Genomic DNA, 20,625 nt, shown 5'->3' on the forward strand with positions numbered 1-20,625 from the left:
TCATTTCTTCTCTCATTTCTTATACTTCCCTTTAAATAAAATGTTAGCTATATATTGCCCACTACTAAGTTTTATTAGTTTTGGAAAATTTTCTTGCTCTATATCTTTAATAAAAACTTCAAAGTTCTTATCCATAAGTTCTATAAACTCTTTAGGACTATTTCTTTGTTTATATCTATCTATGTATTCTTCTTTTAAATTTAGAGAAGGATATACTAAATAATAATTTATATTATTTTCTCTTAAAATATCTCTAACTTCTTTATGAGTGCTAACAAAAATAATATCAACCTTATTTAAATTATCTTTAATATGTTTAATGTAGTTATTAGGAAAGTCTTTGTTTACTACTTTATTCCCTTCTTTATCAATTACCCATTTAAAATTACTACTGTCAGAATCTAACGCCTTTAATTCTGAATGATGTTTAGTGTAATAAGATTTCCCTACGCCTGGGAAACCGGCTATTACTTTAGTCATAATAAATCCTCCTACTTAATTCTTAACTTTATATTTTCTTTAAGCATTGCTCCAGGGACTTCTTCCCCTAGCTTTATAGCATTATAAATATTATTTTTATCTATTTTCTTTTCTACTTGTATATAGTTATATGGGATAAGTTCTTCATCTGTAATTTCTACAATCGGTTTGCTCTTTACAAACTTGCAATTAAATAGCTTAGTATTAAGTTCTTTTAAGTGAGAATCATTTAATGTTTCTTCTACATATTTCTTTAAGCTATCTATATTCCTTTCAGTAGCCTTTCTTTTGCTGGAGAAAAACTTTTCTTCATCTTTATAGATTTTAACGTTACCTTCTAAATTCCTGATAAGCTTTATAATGTTTTCTATCTTTTCGGAGATATCTCCTTCGACTTGCTCCATGGCAGTCATTAAAATTTCTTTGCTTATTTCTTCTTCTTCTGCAAGTTCTAATAAGTTTTTATAATTGCTTGTTAATTCATAAAGTTTAGCCAAAATTTTTCACTCCCCTTTGTTTCTTCCTTTTAATTATTCCATATTTAATTGCTGCTTGAGAAAGTGCAAACACTTGATTTTTAGGTAACCCTAATTCTCTATATGTTTCTTGCACACCTTTTGTTCTATTAAGATTATTTACAATATTAATTATTGTTTCTTTATTAAGTCCTGCTTTATTTGTTAATGAATATTCTATTGCAAATCTTTCTAAGTTACTTGCGTTATCTAATGGCATTTTTTCTTTCTCTGGCTTAAAAATTCCTCTTACATATCTTTTACGCCAATATCTATAAATTGCTTCTGCTTCTAATTCATTAAGATTATATGAGGAGGCTATACGCCATTTAGCATTCACACTACTTAATTCTGCTTTTTGGTTGAGATAGAAAATAATATTATCTAGTTTTTCTTTTTTTATTTTCATTTCTTTGCTCCAATTCTTTTATTCTAAATTTTAATGCTGCTAATGCTATACAAACTTTAGTTACATCTGCATTAGTTCTATTTTTAAAAGTTTGGTTCCTATTTAAGTACGCCAAAATTTTTTTATCTACGCAAAGTAAATTTTCTATGTTGCAATTTAATCTATTTTTATCTAAAAAAACGATAGCTTTGTCTTTAGGGATTGCCCCAAAATACTTTTCCCATACTAATCGGTGCTTGTATTTCCAACCTTTTTCAGTTTTAACTAATATAAAACCTATGTTACTTATGAATTCATCTCCTATTTTGTATCTTGGTCGATTCCACCCACCTAACCCACTTCTTAAGTTTTGGGTTCTCTTAAAATTTTTTATTTGATTTTTATTAAAATCAGTCCCAAATTTCTCATTTAAAAGGTCTGCAAGCTCTTCATTATACCTACCAACTACATTATTTTTTATAAATTCTTTTTGTTCATCTGTAAATGGGTTCATATTAATCACCTAAAATTTGATTAGGGTTAGCTTCCCCAAGCCTATAAAAAGTTTCTTTAGTTTTAATAACTAGGTTCCCATTCTCTATAATCTTAGTTGCTATCCCGCTCATTGCTTTTGCTCTTTCCATTTCTTCTTTAAGAGCCTCTCCCTTTAAGCTTTCATCATTTAATCTTTCTAACTGTTCAAATAAATGGTTGTGTAAGTCTTTTAATGTATTTCTCATTTCTATCTAAAACGGGATATCTCCGTCATCCTCCATTTCTTCCATTAATGTATCATTCTCTAACTTAAATTCATTTTTTGTTACATTTTTATTGTTTGGATCTTTTGGCCCCAAAAAGAAAAATTCATCTATAATTACATCAGTTGTATATCTTCTAGTTTTATCTTTAGCTTCATAGCTTCCAGTTTGAATTCTTCCGTTAACTGCTATTAAGTTCCCTTTCCTGAAGAAGTTAACAATATTTTCTGCTGTTTTACCAAAAGCTACACAACTTATAAAATCTGCTTCATCTTTTTTGTATTTTCTTTTTACAGCTAAGTTGATTTTTAATACTGTTTGGTCTTGTTTTACTATAACATTTGATTCTAAATCATTAGCTATTCTGCCTATTAAATGTACTGAATTCATATATTCTCTCTCCATTTCCTTAAAAAAAGCTAAAAATAATGCTAGGGGTTTAAGATATTGTGCTTATTGTCCCCTAGCTTTATATATAACCGTTATAATTGTCAGCAACTGTATTACATTGAATATATTAAATTAATTAAATTAGGAGAAATTAGAGAAAAAACTAAACTCCCCTTAAATGTATATATTATTGAAATTAATTATACAGAGGTATTATTTTACGTTAACTTTAGTCTTTAAGTGTAAAACTTTATTATTTAATAATAAGAGTGTCTAAGTTGAACATGAACTTCTAAACGCACAAATTCGAGAATTTTTTTATAAAACGTTGAGTAAATATGTCACTTAAAATAATTCTAGCTATAGTTTTAAAAGGGGCATGCTTAACAATTACAACGGGTTATACCTATTTAATTTTGTTTTTATTTGGTTTAGTTTGTCTTGGAGCATTAAGCCCCAAGACGGAAGGTGTTTTTAAAAATCTTTTTGCTTTAAAGAAATTATTGTGTCTTCTAACTCTTTTAAAGTAGGCTCACCGTTAGCTCTTCTGCAAATGTCTATTGCTTCATCAAGGTGTTTAAAGCTTAACTTTATTCTAACGGTAAGTTCGTCTGAAGTAGCTAGCAAAATATAGCTTGTACCAAAAACGTGAATCTTAAAGTCGGCATTATTATCATTTGAAAAATCTAAAGAAATATTATTTCCCATTACTCTTCCCTACCTTCTCCAAAGCTTCTTTTACTGTGTAGCCTTTAAAGTAAAGTGTTACTATTTCTTCTATTAATGTATCTAACAGCTCTTTAGACATCTTTTTTCATCCTGCCTTCTTTGTCTTTCCATTCCTTCTAAGAAAGACTTAATTTTTATGTACTCTAAGTAGTTTTCTTTTTTTAGTCTTTTGGCACTTTCTACAAAAAATTTAATTTCATCTTGGTTCATATTGCCCTCACTAAAAAAATAATAATATAATCTAACATGTCTAATGTTATACGGAATGTATTTGTATCTTAATTGGATTTTTTACATCTCAATGAGATACCCTTATTATATATCCATTTGAGATAATAAACAATGACTTTTCTATTAAAAAACAATGAAAAATATCTGAATGAGATAAAAAAGCACTTTTTTATACGCTTTTTTACATAAGTTTATTCGTAAAATGTTTGATTTGAGATAATTTAGATGTTAAAATATCCGTGAGGAGTGATGAAAAAATGAGACAAAGAAAGCTTAGGACAACTGGTGACAGAATAAGACATTTGAGGACACTAAAGAAAGAAACCCAAAAGCAGTTCGCAGAAACTATTAACATTTCTCAAAACCATCTATCTTCTATAGAAACTTTAGTTAGAACGCCTACAGCAAGAATTATTACAGACATCTGTGATAAATATAAAGTAAATAGGGAATGGTTGACCCTTGGACAAGGTGAAATATTTAAAGATGAACTGGAGAAATATGATATCCAGGACGAAGAAATAAAAGAAATGCTTAGACTTTTTCTTAAAGCAGATGATGAAACTAAAGAACTTATAAAAAATATTATGAAGAAAACAATAAAAGAGTAGGTTAATCCCTACTCTTTGTTTATATATCAACTTTCTCTCTCAAAATGCTTAACAAACGTTTAAACAACACGGGATCTTTCTCTTTCAATTTGGTAAATGCTAAAATTAATTCTTTTATGTCCATAATATCTCTCCCTTTCATGTTAAAAGTTTAAAAAATTTTTTTAATTAAATTGTACAATAGAAATTATAACATAAAAAATATTCTCTTAATTCTATAAAATTTCCAAATTTTCCGACAAAAAACCCTTTTATTAGTAATATTTATTAAATAGTAATCGTTATTCTATTAAATATATAAGAAAAAAATTATATGTATTAGATAAGACTGAATATATTAAAATCTTTAGGTATATCTAAAGTAATCTGTTCTGCTCCAAAGTCTTGAAAATAACCTTTTAACGTTGGAGATAATGTCTTTGAAAAATCATTAATCAATTTCTTAAAATGCTCTTCAGCAACTGACTTAGCTTTTCTATTTGCCATGTCCATCTTGAAATTTAAATCACTTAATTTTTTTCTCTGTTCTTTTATTTCATGCTCTCTTTCTTTAAATTCTTCTTCAATATCTAATTTCTTTTCTTTGTAATACCTTTCAATTTCTTTTTTTACCGTATTTTCTAAGTCATCTACTTCACACCTAACTGAAACAACTTCTTCATCAAGTTTATGTTTTATCTTTGCTAATTTGCTTATACTTTCAACTAACTTGTTATATTCAGAGCCTTTAATTCTTAACTTCTTTTCTACTTCTCGTCTTATTGTATATTCTTTATTCCTTATTTCTGAATTTACTTTTTTAAGTTCGAACTGTGCTCTTTTAAGTCTGTTCTTTGTTTTAATAATTTCTTTTTCCAATTCATCATTCTCTTTGATTTTAGACCTTTGTTTTTTTATTTCTTCAGTTATTTTCCCCTTTTCGTCTAAAAGAAAGTATATTTCATTATCAAGTTCTTTTAACGTTAAATTAGTATTGCCATTATAGACAATCCATTCTCTATCTGCTGTATTTAAAACTAAGTCCTGAAATTCCTCTTCAGTATGAGTAAATATAAAGTTTTTAGGTAAATCTATCTCTAAAACGTAATTGTAATGTTCTTTAAGTTTTTCTATCTTGGCTCTATCTGTTTTGTGTTTATAAAAAATCTCTATAGCCAGTTCATTCTTTTTAGTTGTTCCAAGGACATCAACTACAGTTTCTCCTCTTCTTTCTTCCTGCTCCACAAAAGTGAATTCAACTTTTCTATCTCCAGGGATAGTAATATATTTAAATTCCTCAATAACTTTCTTTGCATAACTATGAATTAAGCTTTCTCCGTTACCTTTACAACTAGTTTCTTTAGCATGTGCAAAATGCCAAGCGTTAAACTCTCCCATTCTTGCTACTAATGGTTTATGACAATCAGGGCATATACACCCACACTTTGCTCCACGATATTCAGTTGTTAAATCTTCTATATGAATTATTTCACCGTCTTTTAATGCTAATACAAAACAATTATCTCTCATAATCTACCTCCTAAAAGCATATACTTTCGTTAGTATCTAACCACTCTTTTTCTAATTGGTCATAGTCATATTCTCTTTGAGTGAAGTTAGTTGCTCTTGGAGCTACTTTGTTGTTTCCGTTAGTTATCCAAGCAGGAATATCAATACAGCCACTATCTACTTCTGACATTTTTTCGATTAAGATAGCTTCGATATAGTTAACTGCTCCTGAAAACTTTATTTGTTTTTGACTAAATTTTATTTTTCTTAAAACTAGATATTGGATATACTTGTCCCTTTTTGAACCAGAATTAACATTGTTAGCAACGAATAACATTTCTGCTATTTCTCTAAGTTCTTTCTTGCTTGCAACTTCAAAAACCTTTTTAATTCCTTTATAAGAATTTTTGATTTCTCTTAGTATATCTTTATAAGTAATAGGTAAAGTAATATTATTATCTATATATCCTTTATATCTATGTTTTTCAGAATTGCCTTCAACGTTAGTTATATCAATGCTTTGAGCATGATTTATTTCGGTAACTTTTTTGGTAACTTTTTTGGTAACAGCATGATTATGAGTATCTAAATTTTCATTAGGTAAAGGTAAAGTATAAACGTTTCTATTCTTAACTTTTTCTATAACAATTAGACCAAGCTCCTTTAACCTATTAACTATATTTTTGAAATGAGTTAAAGTAAATTTGAAATGACTTCTGCTATAAAACATATGGATCTTTGCTAATGACTTGCTGAAAGTCCCTTCATTCTTTTCTATATGTTTCTTTAAATAGTTTAATACGCTAGCAACTTTGTTTCTGGCATTGTTGCATTCGATATTATCATTAAGTATGCTCCATTCTTGTTTTGTTAATTTTAAATTTGTTTGCATTAAAAAATCTCCTTTCTTATAGAACGGTAAAAACAATTCTACTTAAAAAGAGATTTCTACTTGATTATATCTACAATATTGTATATAATATAGTCAAGTAAAAAAATCTTTTTAAGTAGGGCTCTTTAAAGTTAACTGATTGGCGTTGGAAAACTTTAAAGAGTTTTGTCTTTTTATTCCGTTCATTTATTAAATTATCTAAATTTTAGCATAGAAAGAAATAAAAGTCTAGTATAACAGAGAAGGTTTTCGACCTTCTTTTTTTTATTCCCTTTAAATAAGTAACAATTATAAAACATCACAAAACATACGTAATTTTCTAAAATATTTTTATTGTAATCGTTTTAAGGGGTTGAAAGGGTAAATTATAGATGTTATAATGATAAAAAACAACACAAAACATACGTAATTTTTCGTATATGAAAGGGGAATAAAATAATGATAGTTGGATTGGATATAGGTAACATTACAAGTGTTGCAGTATCAGAAGAAAAAACTTTTATTACAGAAAGCAGAGCAAAGGCGTTTGAAGAATTAAATAATTTTGCTAATGCTGATATAGTAGAGGTAGGAGGAAAGACTTTAATCTTTGGAGAAGGAGATTTTGAAAATAATATTTTAAAACATGAAAAAGAAAATTTCTTAGATTTAGTTTTTTATTGCTTATATAAAGTTACTGGAGAAAATGCTAAAGACATTAACTTAGTAATAGGCGTACCAGCAGGACAATATAACACAGAGAAAGAAAACATTAAAAATATAATCAAAGGTAACTGTTGTAAATCAGTTTCTGTTAATGGAGAAAGAAAAACAATAGTAATAAATGATGTATTTGTTGTTCCAGAAGGCTATGGGGTGAAAATAGAAACTAAACAGCTTGAGAATAATAAAGCAAAGACTTTAATAGTTGATATCGGTGGAGGAACTACTGATGTAGCAGAGTTTAATGAACTAGGTAAGTTTACTGGTGGTAAAAGTGTTAAACTTGGGTTAATAGATATATATAAAGAAGTAATGGAAACTTTAGATAAGAATTATAAATTAAGTGTTCCATTAGAGGATGCAAAGAAATATTTTGACGGAGAGCTTGATGTTAGAAATGAAGAGTTTGAAGTTGAAACAGAATATAAAAAAGAGATTCTGCTAAAGTTTATCAAAAAGCTTTTTAATAATTTAAAAGGGTTATACCCTAACATTAAACAGTATAATATTATTTTATGTGGTGGTGGAGCAGAGAAGGTTTATCCAGCATTTAAAAAGTTATTGCCTCAAACTAAAATTGAAGATGAAATAGATGCAAATGCTAGAGGATTTAGAAAGGTAGGTTTAGCTAAATGGCAAAAACAAAAGAAATAAGAATTACTTTTAAAGAAAAAGAAAGTGATATATATGATTACATTCAAAGTAAAAGTAGTGCAAGTGCATTTTTAAAAGACTTAGCAAAGTTGGAGATGAAAAGAGAGGAAATAGTTCTTAATAATCTTAATAGATTTGAAGCTACTTGCTCCAAAGAAGAAACAGAAGATATGGAAGATATAATTGAAGAAGTAGTAGGAGAAACTAAAGATAAAGCAATAGATGATGACTTTAATATAGATGAATTAGACATAAGTGATTTAATAGATTAATAAAATTAATTAAAATAAATAAAAAAGCACCCACCAAAAAGGTAAGGCACTTTAATTATATCTCGCAAATATAATTATAACTTATTTTCTTGGTAGGGTAAATATCAGGAGGATAAATAGTTATGAAAAGTTTAGGATTATTTTTAGGAAATGTTATAAGATGTGCAGGTATGTATTTAGGAGTTTTGGCTCTTGCATTACCGCTTTTAGCAATTGCATTATATATATACTAAAATAAGCTAGGGATTACCCCTAGCTTTTTCTATTCAGTAAACTCTACTTTATCTCCAGTCCCATAATCTGCGGTTGCTATTATTTGATTATTTTTATTAAGAACTGAAACACTATATAGGTCTGATACTTTTTTTATTTTATCTATTATAGTTCTTGTGAATTCTTCTACTTTGCTTTTGTTTAGATTGCTTTCATCTCCGTTATAGAAAACTTGTACAGATACTATCGGCTTTAGTGTGTCAGTTTGAGTTAATATATCTATAGAATTTAATTTATATCCTTCCAAAGCCTTTTCTGCTTCTTCTTTATAATTAGATTTTTCATCTTCGCTTATGGTAGGTATGTCATCTATGTTTGCCTCAGCTTTTTTACTACCACATCCCGCAAGAGCTCCTCCTGCTATTAATAAGCTTAATAAAATTGCTATCCCCTTTTTCATAAAATCCTCCTAAAAAAATAATATTATAAAACATTGTATCACGAGAGAAAAAGCTAGTGAATAACCCTAGCTTACATTTTTTCTACAACGTTATAATAACCAAATTGGTCTTTTATTCTCTTGGAAGCTTTATCTGCATCTTGTTTGCTAGTAAAAGCATATATCCTAACTTGATAACGGTCTTTTTTAGCTTCTACTGGTTTTACTTCTTCAGCATTTAAAGAGATGTTTGGATCTATTGCATTACATATGTGTGCTGCAAGCTTGCCCCAAGGTGTAGGCGACCAAATATCAATATCTTTTTGGCTATCACAGAAACAAGTTTCAAATATTATGTTAGGGGCATTTACTCTTCTCATTTCATAAAAATTAGGTTGATATTTTACTCCTCTATTGAAAAAGCCTAGTTTAGCATAATTTTCGCAAAGCCTTTTCGCAATTGTATTTGCTCTGCTTGTTTCTCCTTGGGTTAATGCTTCAACTCCGTGGGCTTGTCCATTAAAAGAGTTCATATGTAAACTTATGAATAAATCCACTTCTGCCCCGTTAGCTTTATTAGCCCCTTCATATAATTCATCATTAGCTGAATAAGCTTTACTATTGCAATCAACTACTGTATGTCCATGTTTTACTAATATATCTCTAACATATCCATATAATATGTCCATACTTGCCCATTCGTCTTTTATCCCTATAGCCCCTCTACAGTTTGGACTATGACCTGCTCTTAAACCTATTTTCATTTTTATACTTCCTTTCTAAATAAAATAAAAAAATAGGGCTGATAAACCCTATTTATTCATTAAATTATATAATTCTAAGTATTGCTCCTTAGTAAGTTGATTTGTCATTTTGAAAAGAATTAAGTTCTCTTCCATTTCTTCTTTATCATAATTCCCGTTTAAAATTTGGAATTTGCATAATTCATAAGCCATTAAAATCACCTCTTTATTTTAAGTTATTTTTTATAGTTGTTAATGAAATCTTTTTATTAAGTTCTAAAATACTTGGGACTAAAAGATTATTAATTGTATCCCAAATATTATTAACTTCTTTAGCTGTATTTTGTATAACGGTGGCAATATTACTAGAGGCTTTAAAATCTAATCCCCCTGTAATATTATTTTTAAAGCACAAATAAGTTTTATCGTTATATGTGTCTAAATCTATATCTGCTATACACTTTATTTCTTCTTTTTCTGAAACATCTTTTGGAATAAATAAAGAAACATTATTTTTTCTAAGCCAGTCTTTCATTCCTTCAATATCAGATGATATTAATTTAGATTTTAATATTTGTATATCTACAGTATTGCTTACAAATATTCCTTCAGCATTAGGTTTAGAACTTAAATTTATAGCTGGTAAATGAGAACACAAAATATTAACACCGCTATACTGTTTTATGCCTTTGACACCTTCTATGTAAAATCTAATATATTTATTATCAGTAGGTTGAACCTCAGGCTTGTTGACGTTTTCTTCTCCTGTAAAAGTGTAGTCCAAAATATTCTTATAAAGGTATATTTTATTATTTTCTTCTTTAATAAAGTCTTTTACATCGCCTATCCCCCTTAAAGGTTCTTTTAGTTGTATCTTTTGAATATCTTCTTTATAAGGTACATAAGGTACTCTTTCTTTATCTTCCGTAAATATTAAGTCTTTCGCAGGTGTTTCATCTTTATCTGAAGGATAAGAAAATCTTATATATCCAGTAATTTCAGCTATAAATGAAGAACCAGCGTATATAGGGTAATGCTTTATATAATTCTTGTCTATATCAAAAAGCACTGAATACCAACTTCTTATACCTCCTTCTTCTGCGTTTGCTATATAGGAATGGTTTTTATTTATTGGAATAAAGTCAGTAGTCTTTGATGTGTCTGTAGTATATATATTGCCATTGCTTACACTTATTAAACCATATTCTGATTTTTTTTCATTTATTAAATTTTTACCATTACTTGAGTAAATTATTTTATTGTCTTCATCTTCGCCGACGCTATTTATACCCAAACATTTAACTGGATAAACTTTTAATAGCTCATCTAATTCTTTCTTGCTTTCTTCTTCAGTAATTTCATAAGAAGCAAGTGAGTAAGCTTTAAAAGATTTACCACCTGTCTTAGTTGTATCATCACCTATTCTAATACCTAGCCATTTATCATTAGTGTCATTCATTGATACAGGTGTTTTACATATAGACGCTATTATTCCAGTACCTTCTTTTATAACTTTTCTTTTTATTGTTTCTCCATTACCTAAATGTATTAAACAGTCTTCATTTCCTGGATTGTTTAATATTTCTACTTTTGCTACATGCAAATAATAACTATTTGTTTTCAAGAATTGAGTATTATTATATCCCAATATTCCATACATATTTATATTGTCCTGGGTGCATGTAATAAAACCTTCACCTTGCTCTACTCTAACATTAGCATAGTTATTATTAAAAGCGCCTACATTACTACAATCAGCTACGCCTTTAGGAGATATATTCAATACAGTTCTACCTTCTATATTTAAGCTTACAGTTCTACCTTCTAAAGAATTATCTACATCAATAAAGCTACCTTTGTAATTTAGGTACTGAATATCCTGTAATCCTTCTTTTAAGCCTTTCTTAATATCGTTTATATCTAATTGCATTTGAACAACGTTTTGGCTTCCGTCTAACCCTGCAATGTATTTTTTAGCTTCTTCTAAGCTAGTATCTAAATTTTCTTTCTTTTGTTCTGCATCTGTATTGGTCTTTGCTAAAGTATTGTTTGCATCTGTAGCTGTTTTTATATTGTCTTCTAATTGTTTATTTAATGCGGGAGCTAGTTTGACACTTTCTGAGATTTCCTTACCTTCTGAATTTAACTTTGTTAATGTACTTATATTTTCTTTAGTTTCTGTATTTTCATTAGACAATTTGCTTATATTGCTCTTAGCATCTGTATTAATGCTATTAAGGTTGTTTATATTGCTTTTACCTTCTACGTTAGCCTGATTCAAATCATTCTTTATTGTAGTGGCTTGTTCTATAGAGTTTTTAAGATTATTATTTAAAGCAGGAGCTTCTGATAAATTTCCTTTTAATTCTGTAGCTTCCTTGTTTAAATTAGTTAAGCTATGTATATTATTCGCAGCTTTATCGTTCTCATTAGACAGCTTATTAAAATTATCATTTGAATTGTTTATTAATTTATTTAAAGAATTAATGTTATTATCAGCTTTTGAGTTTGTGCTGGTTAATGTTATCGTTCTATCTTTAGCTTCTTCTATAGTATTTTCTAGGTCCGTTTTAACCTTTAAACTGTCTTTTATTTCCCCTGCTAATTCTGTAGCTTCTGAATTTAAATTAGTTAAATTGCTTATATTTTCTTTAGCTGATGTATTTTTATCATCTAACTCTTTAGATATATTATTAGCTTCTTTTATATTGGATTGAAAAGTAATATTAATATTATGTGCTTCATCTATATTTTCTTTAAAATTTTCATTTTCTTTTTTAGCTAAATTTATACTATTCTGTATTATATTATTGATATTAGTAGCTTCTTCTGTTGTATCTTTTAATTGGTTATCTAATTCATATGCTTTATTTAAAATATTTTCTATATATATAAAGCTTTTATCATCAAGAACTTTTTTAGTTATATTATTAAAAATATTCTCTTTGACTGCTAAATCAAAATAAGATGAATATTCTAAAGAATAATTATCTCCGTTATAAATACAAAGCTGGCAAGAGTATAACCCGTCTTTTTGTGAAATCTGGTTAGTTATAGGCAACGTTATTTCTCCAGAACCTGCATTAGTTATATTTAAATTTATTATATCCCCATAATTTTTATCCAAAGAATTTATAAAAGCTAACTTTACATTTTTATTTAAAAGAGAAAAAGGTTCTTTATCTTTCAGTATAAATATTTTATAAGAATTAGCTAAATTGTCATCTTGGGTAAGTGTAATGGTATCTTTATTGTAATTATTTAAGTCTATATAAATTTCCTTCAATTCCTATGTTTCCTCCTCAAACAATCTTTTTTTTATACTATCTACATCTTCTTTAATATCTTCTACAACTTTAAAACTATCTGCTAGTTTATCTATAAGTTTATGAAGTTCTGCTTCCCTTTCTCTAGCTTCTTTTCTTGTGTCAAATAGCAACCAAACAAAAAGAACTGCGAAGGCCCCTTGGGTAACTACTTGTGTTAAAAGTTCTTCCATTGCACCCTCCTAATTAGAAAGGTATTTTAAAAGTTCAGGGTTCTCTTTTAATATTATTCTTTCATCTTCTACTTTAAATTTATAAATATTGTCTAAAACATACCCGTCAAAGTCTGTTATTAATGTTTTTAAATTATAGTCTTTAAAGCTATCCCCATAAAATTCTTCGGCAGATTGTTCCCCACCTACTGCTCCATAAATGTCGCCAGTAAATGAGCCATAAAAAATACTCATTGTCCCTTTAAAATCTTCTAAAGTTTCTTTTCCCATTGTTATTTCCTCCTTTTAAGCCATTGCAAATAATGAAATATTTAAGCTTCTCTCTTGGACATCTCCAGAGTTATCAGCATTCTGTATTTTAAAAATACCTTCTACTTTGCAATAAATATATCCGTCTTGTTCTTCAGTCCCTGCTCCATTTACTGCAACATACATAGGAAAGAAGTCGGCAGTAGTATTGTAATAATAACCTTTAACTGCAACGCCCCAGTCTAAAGTATCTTTCCTGGTTGTAAATTCTTTAGGGAGTTTTACTTTAGCAACCGTACTACTTTTAACACTAACTGCTGTAAAATATTTTAAAGTAGGATACTTCTTAACTGTTCCCCCTATATTTATAGCTAAATCACCGTCTGTAGTTGTAACTGTTGTCCCTTTGGCGCCTTGTATTTCTATACCAGTAGGCTTTACTTTTATATTGCTAGGTATATTGTTATAAATAACATTAAATTTATCTATTTCTCTTTCGTTATCTGCTAATTGTTGTTTATGTTTATTTACAGCATCTCCAAGTTTATTAATATTGGTAACGTTGGTTTTACTTCTAACATCTATCCCGTTTAAATTCCCAACTAGATTTAAGGCGTTTTCTAATGCAGTAAATTCGTCAGTATGTGTAATTCTGCTATCTTCCATTAAATTTTTATTTACTCTTATATTAAAAGGGTTACTACTTAATAAACCCATGTCTGCTGTATTTATTTTTAGCATGTATGGGACATCACCTTTTACTAAAATACCTTTAGTAAGCTCTAGTCTTGCAAGTCCCTTTTTACCGTCTTTAATTTCTAAATCGTTGAAAATTGTTTTCCCATTGCTAGGTAATGCGTAAATTCTTACTTGGCTTTCTGTTATGTCTAAAGGTTTCCCATTGACTAGAATTATAAAGTCTACAAATCTACTATTATAATCGCCTTCAATTGCTTCAATAGGTTCAAATTCTCCCCTATTTATTTCAACAACTTTTTGTATTACTAAATTATTCATTTTTACCTCCTTCTCTTTAAATGTATAAAAAAAGAAGAATAGAATTACTATTCTTCTTATACATAATCTCCAGTATGTAAGCTAGGAGCAACATCCTTCGGCACACCATTTACTCTCAATTCCCAATGTAGATGTGGGCCGGTACTGTTGCCAGTATTCCCACTTTTAGCAATGATTTGCCCTGCTTTTACAAAGTCACCTTCATTAACTAATAGTTCACTATTATGGGCGTATATCGTAACTAGTCCACTACCATGGTCTACGAATATATATTTACCATAGGAAGTAGTTAATTCTCTTCTTTTTATAACTGTTCCGTCTTTGCTTACTCTTACTGGGGTTCCAATGTTACAACCAAAGTCCATACCGTCATGTTTTGCCCCGCTTGGGTAAACAGGGAACCCTGCTGTTATCCTGCACCCTGTAACTGGTACAATCCACCCAGTGCCATAATCATTATTAACTTTCATTAACCCGTCTGTATTCTGAGGTGGGGTGCTACTAGAAGGTGGTTTAGGTAATGGCGGGAAATATCCATCTCCTTTTACTGTGCCTATACTTGACCCATTAGCATTTAGTATGTTTATAGTATCAGCAACATATACTCCATTTTTAAACATTTCCGCTTCTTCTTTTCTCCTTCTTCTAAGTCCTTCCTCAAAAATACTCCCTGGCATTATAACGTAAGTTAACCAGTCATTATAAATGCTCTGTAAACTTTCACCGTTTTTCCATGCTTTATATAATCGTGAATTATAATATCCTGTATTATAACACAAGTCTACAAATGCATCGAAAACATTCTGCGGAACTTTTTTAAGGTCTAGTCCGTCTTTTAACATTTGATTTTTAACAAGATTACCATATCTTGCGGGGATAAGTTCAAAAAGAACTTTACTTGCTGTTTCCTCGGAGCATGGCGGGTCGCCAAGTCTTGCAAAGAAGTCAGGCTCATTTGCTTTGGTAACACCATAACCATAAGTTATTTGTCCATCCCCAATATTGCCAGGGTATTGTTGAAATCCTTCTATCCCTTTAAGATAACGATAATATTTCCTTGAAGGGATTCCTTTGCTTACATCACCCATATCATTATTACTCCCACCTATCCCCGGGGAGCTACCACCAGTTTGGTCAACAAGTATTCCTCCATAAGCATTCCTTAAATTGCCTTGAATTGTTAAATCCCCGCTAACTATATCAAGCGATGCATATTTCGCATCCCCCTTGCCAAGCCTTATAGTATTTTTAGAAACTACAACTTGGTTATCAGGCATGTCCATGCTTATCATGTCATCGCTTACGGAGAGTGTATTGTTACCATTAGGAGAACAAATTTTTAAATTATAAGCTTTGTTGCCCCAAAAATCTACACTTTCATAAATTGTAATAGGCTTCGAATCAGTCCCCCCTAACGAATTATATTTATCAAAGGTTATATAAGGGGTATTAGTTGTTCCATTTTTCTTATATGAAATAGATATAGCCGAATCAGGATCATTAAATAATCCTATAACCGGTTTATCTATATCATTCCCTCTGACGAAAGAGCTTAACCCGCCTATAAAGTCCCCGCTTCTCCCCCAGTTAAAGAAGTTAAGAGAGTTATTCCTCATTTCCATTGCTGGTTGTCCATTGTTTTTAAACATAGCTCCTCCACTACTTCTTAAATCTATTTGGAAGCTATCATCTTTATTAGTTATAAGGACAGTTTTTAATACCCCTATTATTTTTTCTGCATTAACATTATCCCCAAGCAAAATGTTTTCTAAAATTTCTCTAGCCTGGTCTATTCTATTAAAATATCCAATATCTACTTCACCGAATTCTTGGTCTATAAAATCCTTACTTAATATATCCCAAGTACAAGAAATTATTCTTGTTTTTATATTAATCCCTATTGTTTTATGAAGTACCGTAATTGTATCTCCTATATTAGCTTTTTCTAGGTTTTTAAAGTTTTTATATTCTAAAGTATTTGATAAATCTTTTATTTTTATATTCCCGCTAATTGAAGGAATATCAATGCCATTCTCATATGCTTTTTTTACTCTTTCTCTCATGGCATTAAATAGTTCATCTTTAGTATCAAAATAGGTTTCATTTTCTCCTATTTCTATTTCATCACCTGTTTTAAGTTTAAAATCATCCATTTGCAAGAAGTTTTCTACTATAACAGGGTAATTATTTATAAAGGGACTATCTATATATTTTTCAGGAAGCATTATATTATTATAAGCAACGGGGTAAGCCCTAGTGATTATATTATCTGTATTTATATTCAAACTTACTTCTTCTATGTTTTCCCCATAAGTTACTATTAACCCATTATCTTCTCCAATACGAGTATTAATAATAATGGTATCATCATCTAGAAGAATCTCTCCACCCCAAACATTTCTAAAACTATTTTGGTTGCTACCATTTAAAGCTTCTATAATATTAGTGTTTATATATTCAGCATTTTTAGTTAAAGCTATATCTGTTTTATATTTCACTTTAGTCCCAGATAGTATTTTTTCTAAAGCTTCTGCTCCATTTAAATTATTAAGTTTTAAATTAATTATAGCTTTATTAACTAAATCGAAAAGGATTTGTCTTGCTCTAACATTCATCCCCATAATGCCTTTTTCTATTGAGTAAATTCTATATAATTGTTTTTTAGAGGAATAGAATACATCTGTTTTTATAACCCCTAACTCTTTTATATATTTCCATTTGCCTTCTTTGTCATATGGCAAATTTATTTCTATTTCATTGTTACCAGTATCCACTTCTAATCTCAGCTTAGCTTCATAAGGGGTTATCTTAATATCCCCATTACCTTTAAAATTTTTATTGCTAGGCTTAAAATATTGCATTATACTTCCCTCCAGTTTGGCATTACTTCTGCCTTTTCTATTAACCCTTCAATTGAAATATTATTGTACCCATAAGGAAAATTTATATAATCTCCTTCTTTTAGGTTTTGGGGTTTATCCTCTAAATCTTTATAAACAAGTTCTAAATCACAGTTTATATAAGCTTGTTTTTCTATATCTACAACCATATCTTGCCCGTTTACCGTAATCTTAATTTCTCCATTGCCCTTAATAAAGAAAACTGGTTTTGAGGTATCAAATTCATTAAATAACGAAACTTCTCTCCCTAGTTCTAGAGGTACTGGGAAAGAACCACTTAAAGCATAGTGCCAACCTCTGCAAGTAAAATCTATCGTAAAGCTACCTTTGTATTTTTTAGATATTTCTAATTGGCTAACTCTTAAATCTTTAACTATATAAAACCAATCTACATCATCCGTAAAAAATAATTTATTATCTTCTATATTGTTTATATTTAACCAATGTTTAACTCTTCTGAATAGATCCTTTGGTTTTTTACTTATGAAGTTACATTCTACAGTTATAACCATGTCTTTTTTCCCACCTAAGTTAATATAAAGGTCGCCTTCTCCTCCAACTCTATTTATGACATTTATATTATTTTCGGCTGAAGGGACAAAAACACGCCTAACTATGCTTACCCCTAAATTTTCCCTTAAAAAATTATTGTTAAAATGCATATCTAACATTATTAGCACCTCTTACTCTATTTCTACCATTAGCATTTTTATTAAGGATATTCCCCATGCTATCCACCATTGTTCTTGCTATTACTTTCCCGTCTACTGGTACAACTATCTCAAATATATTATTGTTGTTGTTATTCCCATTGTTATTCCCTAATGCTTTTTCTATACTTTTATTTACTAATGCATCTAGCTTGCTAAGAGGGATAACTGCTTCTTTTTCTCTACCTTCACCGACTACTGCAAGTGTAGGTCTTTGAACTATACCGCCTTCTGCAAGCTTAGGGATTGTAGGTAAGTTTACACCAAAGTGGGAACCGCCTATTACTGGGATCCAACTAGGAACATCAAAGCTAATGCTATTAATTTTTTCTATTACCCAGTTTATACCGTCTATAGCTGCATTGATTGGAGCTTTAATTATTCCGCCAACTGTACCAAAAACATTACTAACTATATCTACTAGTCCCTGGAATGCTCCACGCCAATCTCCTGCAAATACACCTCTGAAGAAATCTATAATCCCATTAAATACACCTTTGACACCGTTTATTATTGTTTTAACAGTATTAAAGAATGAATTTATAGGGACTCCTAAAAGTCCTAAAGTTTGTGTCCAATCTCTTGAGAATGCCCCTTTGAAAAAGTCTGCAAAGCCTTTAAATACAGATTTGATTTTATCCCAAACTGCATTTACCATATCTCTAAACCATTCGCATTTGTTATAAAGGGTAACGAATACACCTGCTAAGCTAAGTAACAAGCCTATTACTAGCATTATAGGGTTAGCTTTCATTACTAAATTTAATCCTTTTTGTGCTAAAGTCATTGCTTTAGTCCCTGCGGTTACTGCAAGTTGTGCAGATTTATAAACTAATAATTTTGCACCATTTATAGTCCATAAAGCTCCGTTTTTTACTACTTGGGCAGTGTTTTGAATTATATTTTTAGTAAAGCCTATCATATTCTTGCCAGCATTTAATGCACTTCCACTAAATTTAGCTAACCAAGTTGTTCCTTCCTTTGTCCCATTAATGAAGCCTATAAACCCACTAGCAACATTTTTAGTTGTTTTTATTAAATCTTGGGTAAACTTAATGTTATTTTGTATCCCTTTTGATAGTCTGCTAAACCCACCAAGTAATAAATTAACCCCCAAGAAAGTTCCACCTAATGCTACAACTAGCTTTTTCTGCCCGTCGCTTAGTCCATTAAAGAATCCTGCAACTTTCCCTAGTGCTTGAGCTGCAATAGAAATGAATGGAGCAATAACATCACCAAAACTTATTAATGTATTTTTAGCTTGGTTTAAAGCAGAAGTTAAAGAAAATTGAGTTGTATTGCTCATTTTTTCAAAGGCTTTTTCAGTTGCTCCTGCACTATTATTCATATCAGAAAGCATTTTGTTAAAATCTCTACCACCGTTTTCAGATAATAATAAAGCAGCTTTCCCTGCCTCTGCACTTCCGAACATATCACTAAGACTTTTCCCATTTTTCTTAGCATATTCATTCATTGTGTTTAATACATCCCCAAGGCTCTTACCACTCTTTATTAATTCAGGGAATGTTTTACCAGTAGCACTTTGTAATGCTTTGCTTGCAGTAGTCCCACTTTTACCAAGTTCATTTAACATAGAGTTCATATATGTAGTTGTTTCTGCACTTTTAACCCCTTTAGAAGTCATTATTGCATACCCACTTGCTACTTGGCTAAGTCCAACGCCTAGAGATTTTGCAGTAGGGATAACTTTACCCATATCTGCACTAAGTTCTCCAACAGTAACTTTACCTAGGTTTTGAGTTTGGATAAGAGTATCACTAACCTTGGTTACTTCTGATGCAGAAAGTCCATAAGAGTTTAAAATAGTTGTTAGGATATCAAGAGCTTGTCCTGCTTCTGCAAATCCTGCTTTCGCTAACTTTGTTGAATTGCTTACAAATCCTACTGCATCTCCTGTTTTTTGCCCTGCACTTATTGCATCATAAACGTTATTAGCTATCTCTGAAGCACTTACCCCAGTCTGATTAGATAAATCCATTATGCCTTTTTTAAGTTGCTCTAAAGGAATTTCCGTTACATCTGCTATAGTGCTTACTTTAGCCATACTTTCTTCGAAGCCTACACTCGCAATTGTAGCAGCAGTTCCAATCCCAGTTATTGCAGTGCTAGTAGGTTTCATTTTATTAGAGATTTCTCCTGCTTTATTCCCTACCTTTTCTAAACTTTCTGCTAACTTATCTAATTTATTTTTTTCTAGTTCTTTGTTAAGTTCTTCTAAAGCCTTTTTATTTTCTAAAATAGCTTTCTTATTATTATTAAGTTTAGTTTCTGCATTTGTTAATTTGGCATTGTTGCTTTCAATGGCTCTTTCCATTTGAGTATAATCTGACTTTAAATCTCGTATTTCTTTAGCAAGAGCCTTGCTTTCTTTACTGTTCTTCCCTGTTTCTGTTACACTTTCTTTATATTTCTTAGTAGTTTCTTCGATTTTAGTTGCAAGTTTTGCTTGTTCTTCTTTACTCTTTGCAAGGTCTGAATTTAATTTCTTTATATAATTACTTTGTGTTTGGACCATGTCGGATTGGATTTTTATTTTAGAAGTCAATTCTGCTTGTTTGCTTTTTAAAAGGTCGCTTTGAGTTCCAAAGAGTTTAGCTTGAGTATTTGCGACACTAAAGTTACTACTAACTTTCTTAAGTTCTTGTGCCATGCTTTTCATTTGCTTTTGGAAGTCGGTAGTATTAGCACTTATTTTAATATTTGCAGCCATGTTCCCCCTCCTTT

23 protein-coding genes are annotated in these 20,625 nt (G+C 29.9%); 3 read left to right on the forward strand and 20 right to left on the reverse strand.

Annotated features, from left to right (window positions below):
- Positions 1 to 12: 12 nt before the first annotated feature.
- The 8 genes from AC4FQV_RS10835 to AC4FQV_RS10870 form a co-directional block, all read right to left on the reverse strand.
- The gene (locus AC4FQV_RS10835) at positions 13 to 480 is read right to left on the reverse strand and encodes a hypothetical protein (RefSeq protein WP_491165489.1); all 468 of its coding nucleotides are present in this window, start codon (positions 478 to 480) and stop codon (positions 13 to 15) included.
- Positions 481 to 491: 11 nt separating this feature from the next.
- Positions 492 to 977 (reverse strand): siphovirus Gp157 family protein, encoded by a 486-nt coding sequence (locus AC4FQV_RS10840; protein WP_491165490.1) that lies wholly within the window; start codon positions 975 to 977, stop codon positions 492 to 494.
- A complete protein-coding gene (locus AC4FQV_RS10845) occupies positions 970 to 1,404 on the reverse strand; it encodes a hypothetical protein (protein WP_491165491.1) in 435 nt (144 codons plus the stop codon). The genes AC4FQV_RS10840 and AC4FQV_RS10845 overlap by 8 nt, the downstream gene beginning before the upstream one ends.
- A complete protein-coding gene (locus AC4FQV_RS10850; RefSeq protein ID WP_491165492.1) occupies positions 1,376 to 1,897 on the reverse strand; it encodes an HNH endonuclease signature motif containing protein in 522 nt (173 codons plus the stop codon). The genes AC4FQV_RS10845 and AC4FQV_RS10850 overlap by 29 nt, the downstream gene beginning before the upstream one ends.
- 1 nt (position 1,898) lies before the next feature.
- On the reverse strand, positions 1,899 to 2,123 hold the full coding sequence (locus AC4FQV_RS10855) for a hypothetical protein (RefSeq protein WP_491165493.1): 225 nt from the start codon (positions 2,121 to 2,123) through the stop codon (positions 1,899 to 1,901).
- A 6-nt stretch (positions 2,124 to 2,129) separates the two neighbouring features.
- Positions 2,130 to 2,531 carry a single-stranded DNA-binding protein gene (locus AC4FQV_RS10860; RefSeq protein WP_491165494.1) on the reverse strand — a complete coding sequence of 134 codons (402 nt, stop codon included), beginning with the start codon at positions 2,529 to 2,531 and terminating at the stop codon, positions 2,130 to 2,132.
- Between the two features lie 474 nt (positions 2,532 to 3,005).
- Positions 3,006 to 3,239, reverse strand: coding sequence for a hypothetical protein (locus AC4FQV_RS10865; protein WP_491165495.1), 234 nt, complete (start codon positions 3,237 to 3,239; stop codon positions 3,006 to 3,008).
- An 81-nt stretch (positions 3,240 to 3,320) separates the two neighbouring features.
- On the reverse strand, positions 3,321 to 3,470 hold the full coding sequence (locus tag AC4FQV_RS10870) for a hypothetical protein (RefSeq protein ID WP_491165496.1): 150 nt from the start codon (positions 3,468 to 3,470) through the stop codon (positions 3,321 to 3,323).
- Positions 3,471 to 3,748: 278 nt separating this feature from the next.
- Here AC4FQV_RS10870 and AC4FQV_RS10875 point away from each other — a divergent pair, with 278 nt between their 5' ends.
- Positions 3,749 to 4,102, forward strand: a complete 354-nt coding sequence (locus AC4FQV_RS10875; protein WP_491165497.1) for a helix-turn-helix domain-containing protein — start codon at positions 3,749 to 3,751, stop codon at positions 4,100 to 4,102.
- A 318-nt stretch (positions 4,103 to 4,420) separates the two neighbouring features.
- Here the strand turns inward: AC4FQV_RS10875 and AC4FQV_RS10880 are convergent, their stop codons facing one another.
- Positions 4,421 to 5,611: a competence protein CoiA family protein gene (locus AC4FQV_RS10880; protein WP_491165498.1), complete on the reverse strand. Its 1,191-nt coding sequence runs from the start codon at positions 5,609 to 5,611 to the stop codon at positions 4,421 to 4,423.
- Between the two features lie 10 nt (positions 5,612 to 5,621).
- A complete protein-coding gene (locus tag AC4FQV_RS10885; RefSeq protein WP_491165499.1) occupies positions 5,622 to 6,320 on the reverse strand; it encodes a hypothetical protein in 699 nt (232 codons plus the stop codon).
- 600 nt (positions 6,321 to 6,920) lie between these two features.
- Here AC4FQV_RS10885 and AC4FQV_RS10890 point away from each other — a divergent pair.
- Together AC4FQV_RS10890 and AC4FQV_RS10895 are read left to right on the forward strand one after the other, a co-directional pair.
- On the forward strand, positions 6,921 to 7,838 hold the full coding sequence (locus AC4FQV_RS10890; protein WP_491165500.1) for a ParM/StbA family protein: 918 nt from the start codon (positions 6,921 to 6,923) through the stop codon (positions 7,836 to 7,838).
- Positions 7,817 to 8,110, forward strand: a complete 294-nt coding sequence (locus AC4FQV_RS10895) for a hypothetical protein (RefSeq protein ID WP_491165501.1) — start codon at positions 7,817 to 7,819, stop codon at positions 8,108 to 8,110. The genes AC4FQV_RS10890 and AC4FQV_RS10895 overlap by 22 nt, the downstream gene beginning before the upstream one ends.
- A gap of 262 nt (positions 8,111 to 8,372) precedes the next feature.
- Here AC4FQV_RS10895 and AC4FQV_RS10900 read toward each other — a convergent pair whose 3' ends face one another.
- The 10 genes from AC4FQV_RS10900 to AC4FQV_RS10945 all read right to left on the reverse strand — a co-directional run bounded on the left by AC4FQV_RS10900 (position 8,373) and on the right by AC4FQV_RS10945 (position 20,611).
- Complete coding sequence (locus tag AC4FQV_RS10900; RefSeq protein WP_491165502.1) at positions 8,373 to 8,783, reverse strand: hypothetical protein; 411 nt, start codon at positions 8,781 to 8,783, stop codon at positions 8,373 to 8,375.
- A gap of 71 nt (positions 8,784 to 8,854) precedes the next feature.
- Entirely contained in the window at positions 8,855 to 9,526 is a 672-nt protein-coding gene (locus AC4FQV_RS10905; protein WP_491165503.1) for an N-acetylmuramoyl-L-alanine amidase, read from the reverse strand.
- 48 nt (positions 9,527 to 9,574) lie between these two features.
- Complete coding sequence (locus AC4FQV_RS10910) at positions 9,575 to 9,718, reverse strand: hypothetical protein (protein WP_491165504.1); 144 nt, start codon at positions 9,716 to 9,718, stop codon at positions 9,575 to 9,577.
- 13 nt (positions 9,719 to 9,731) lie between these two features.
- Positions 9,732 to 12,791, reverse strand: a complete 3,060-nt coding sequence (locus AC4FQV_RS10915) for a hypothetical protein (RefSeq protein ID WP_491165505.1) — start codon at positions 12,789 to 12,791, stop codon at positions 9,732 to 9,734.
- Between the two features lie 3 nt (positions 12,792 to 12,794).
- Positions 12,795 to 13,004 carry a BhlA/UviB family holin-like peptide gene (locus AC4FQV_RS10920; RefSeq protein ID WP_491165506.1) on the reverse strand — a complete coding sequence of 70 codons (210 nt, stop codon included), beginning with the start codon at positions 13,002 to 13,004 and terminating at the stop codon, positions 12,795 to 12,797.
- A gap of 9 nt (positions 13,005 to 13,013) precedes the next feature.
- Entirely contained in the window at positions 13,014 to 13,274 is a 261-nt protein-coding gene (locus AC4FQV_RS10925) for a hypothetical protein (RefSeq protein ID WP_491165507.1), read from the reverse strand.
- Between the two features lie 15 nt (positions 13,275 to 13,289).
- On the reverse strand, positions 13,290 to 14,270 hold the full coding sequence (locus AC4FQV_RS10930) for a BppU family phage baseplate upper protein (RefSeq protein ID WP_491165508.1): 981 nt from the start codon (positions 14,268 to 14,270) through the stop codon (positions 13,290 to 13,292).
- Positions 14,271 to 14,326: 56 nt separating this feature from the next.
- Entirely contained in the window at positions 14,327 to 17,131 is a 2,805-nt protein-coding gene (locus AC4FQV_RS10935) for a phage tail spike protein (protein ID WP_491165509.1), read from the reverse strand.
- A complete protein-coding gene (locus tag AC4FQV_RS10940; RefSeq protein WP_491165510.1) occupies positions 17,131 to 17,841 on the reverse strand; it encodes a distal tail protein Dit in 711 nt (236 codons plus the stop codon). Before AC4FQV_RS10940 ends, AC4FQV_RS10935 begins: the two co-directional genes overlap by 1 nt.
- Positions 17,822 to 20,611 carry a phage tail tape measure protein gene (locus AC4FQV_RS10945; protein WP_491165511.1) on the reverse strand — a complete coding sequence of 930 codons (2,790 nt, stop codon included), beginning with the start codon at positions 20,609 to 20,611 and terminating at the stop codon, positions 17,822 to 17,824. Before AC4FQV_RS10945 ends, AC4FQV_RS10940 begins: the two co-directional genes overlap by 20 nt.
- Positions 20,612 to 20,625 lie beyond the last annotated feature (14 nt).

It is taken from the genome of Clostridium sp. TJA038, assembly GCF_058310255.1.

Coding starts and splice junctions, on each gene's coding strand:
- AC4FQV_RS10835 (WP_491165489.1), bottom strand. CDS start 480: ATGACTAAAGTAATAGCCGGTTTCCCAGGCGTAGGGAAATCTTATTAC.
- AC4FQV_RS10845 (WP_491165491.1), bottom strand. CDS start 1,404: ATGAAAATAAAAAAAGAAAAACTAGATAATATTATTTTCTATCTCAAC.
- AC4FQV_RS10850 (WP_491165492.1), bottom strand. CDS start 1,897: ATGAACCCATTTACAGATGAACAAAAAGAATTTATAAAAAATAATGTA.
- AC4FQV_RS10855 (WP_491165493.1), bottom strand. CDS start 2,123: ATGAGAAATACATTAAAAGACTTACACAACCATTTATTTGAACAGTTA.
- AC4FQV_RS10860 (WP_491165494.1), bottom strand. CDS start 2,531: ATGAATTCAGTACATTTAATAGGCAGAATAGCTAATGATTTAGAATCA.
- AC4FQV_RS10865 (WP_491165495.1), bottom strand. CDS start 3,239: ATGGGAAATAATATTTCTTTAGATTTTTCAAATGATAATAATGCCGAC.
- AC4FQV_RS10870 (WP_491165496.1), bottom strand. CDS start 3,470: ATGAACCAAGATGAAATTAAATTTTTTGTAGAAAGTGCCAAAAGACTA.
- AC4FQV_RS10875 (WP_491165497.1), top strand. CDS start 3,749: ATGAGACAAAGAAAGCTTAGGACAACTGGTGACAGAATAAGACATTTG.
- AC4FQV_RS10880 (WP_491165498.1), bottom strand. CDS start 5,611: ATGAGAGATAATTGTTTTGTATTAGCATTAAAAGACGGTGAAATAATT.
- AC4FQV_RS10885 (WP_491165499.1), bottom strand. CDS start 6,320: ATGTTTTATAGCAGAAGTCATTTCAAATTTACTTTAACTCATTTCAAA.
- AC4FQV_RS10890 (WP_491165500.1), top strand. CDS start 6,921: ATGATAGTTGGATTGGATATAGGTAACATTACAAGTGTTGCAGTATCA.
- AC4FQV_RS10895 (WP_491165501.1), top strand. CDS start 7,817: ATGGCAAAAACAAAAGAAATAAGAATTACTTTTAAAGAAAAAGAAAGT.
- AC4FQV_RS10900 (WP_491165502.1), bottom strand. CDS start 8,783: ATGAAAAAGGGGATAGCAATTTTATTAAGCTTATTAATAGCAGGAGGA.
- AC4FQV_RS10905 (WP_491165503.1), bottom strand. CDS start 9,526: ATGAAAATAGGTTTAAGAGCAGGTCATAGTCCAAACTGTAGAGGGGCT.
- AC4FQV_RS10910 (WP_491165504.1), bottom strand. CDS start 9,718: ATGGCTTATGAATTATGCAAATTCCAAATTTTAAACGGGAATTATGAT.
- AC4FQV_RS10920 (WP_491165506.1), bottom strand. CDS start 13,004: ATGGAAGAACTTTTAACACAAGTAGTTACCCAAGGGGCCTTCGCAGTT.
- AC4FQV_RS10925 (WP_491165507.1), bottom strand. CDS start 13,274: ATGGGAAAAGAAACTTTAGAAGATTTTAAAGGGACAATGAGTATTTTT.
- AC4FQV_RS10930 (WP_491165508.1), bottom strand. CDS start 14,270: ATGAATAATTTAGTAATACAAAAAGTTGTTGAAATAAATAGGGGAGAA.
- AC4FQV_RS10935 (WP_491165509.1), bottom strand. CDS start 17,131: ATGCAATATTTTAAGCCTAGCAATAAAAATTTTAAAGGTAATGGGGAT.
- AC4FQV_RS10940 (WP_491165510.1), bottom strand. CDS start 17,841: ATGTTAGATATGCATTTTAACAATAATTTTTTAAGGGAAAATTTAGGG.
- AC4FQV_RS10945 (WP_491165511.1), bottom strand. CDS start 20,611: ATGGCTGCAAATATTAAAATAAGTGCTAATACTACCGACTTCCAAAAG.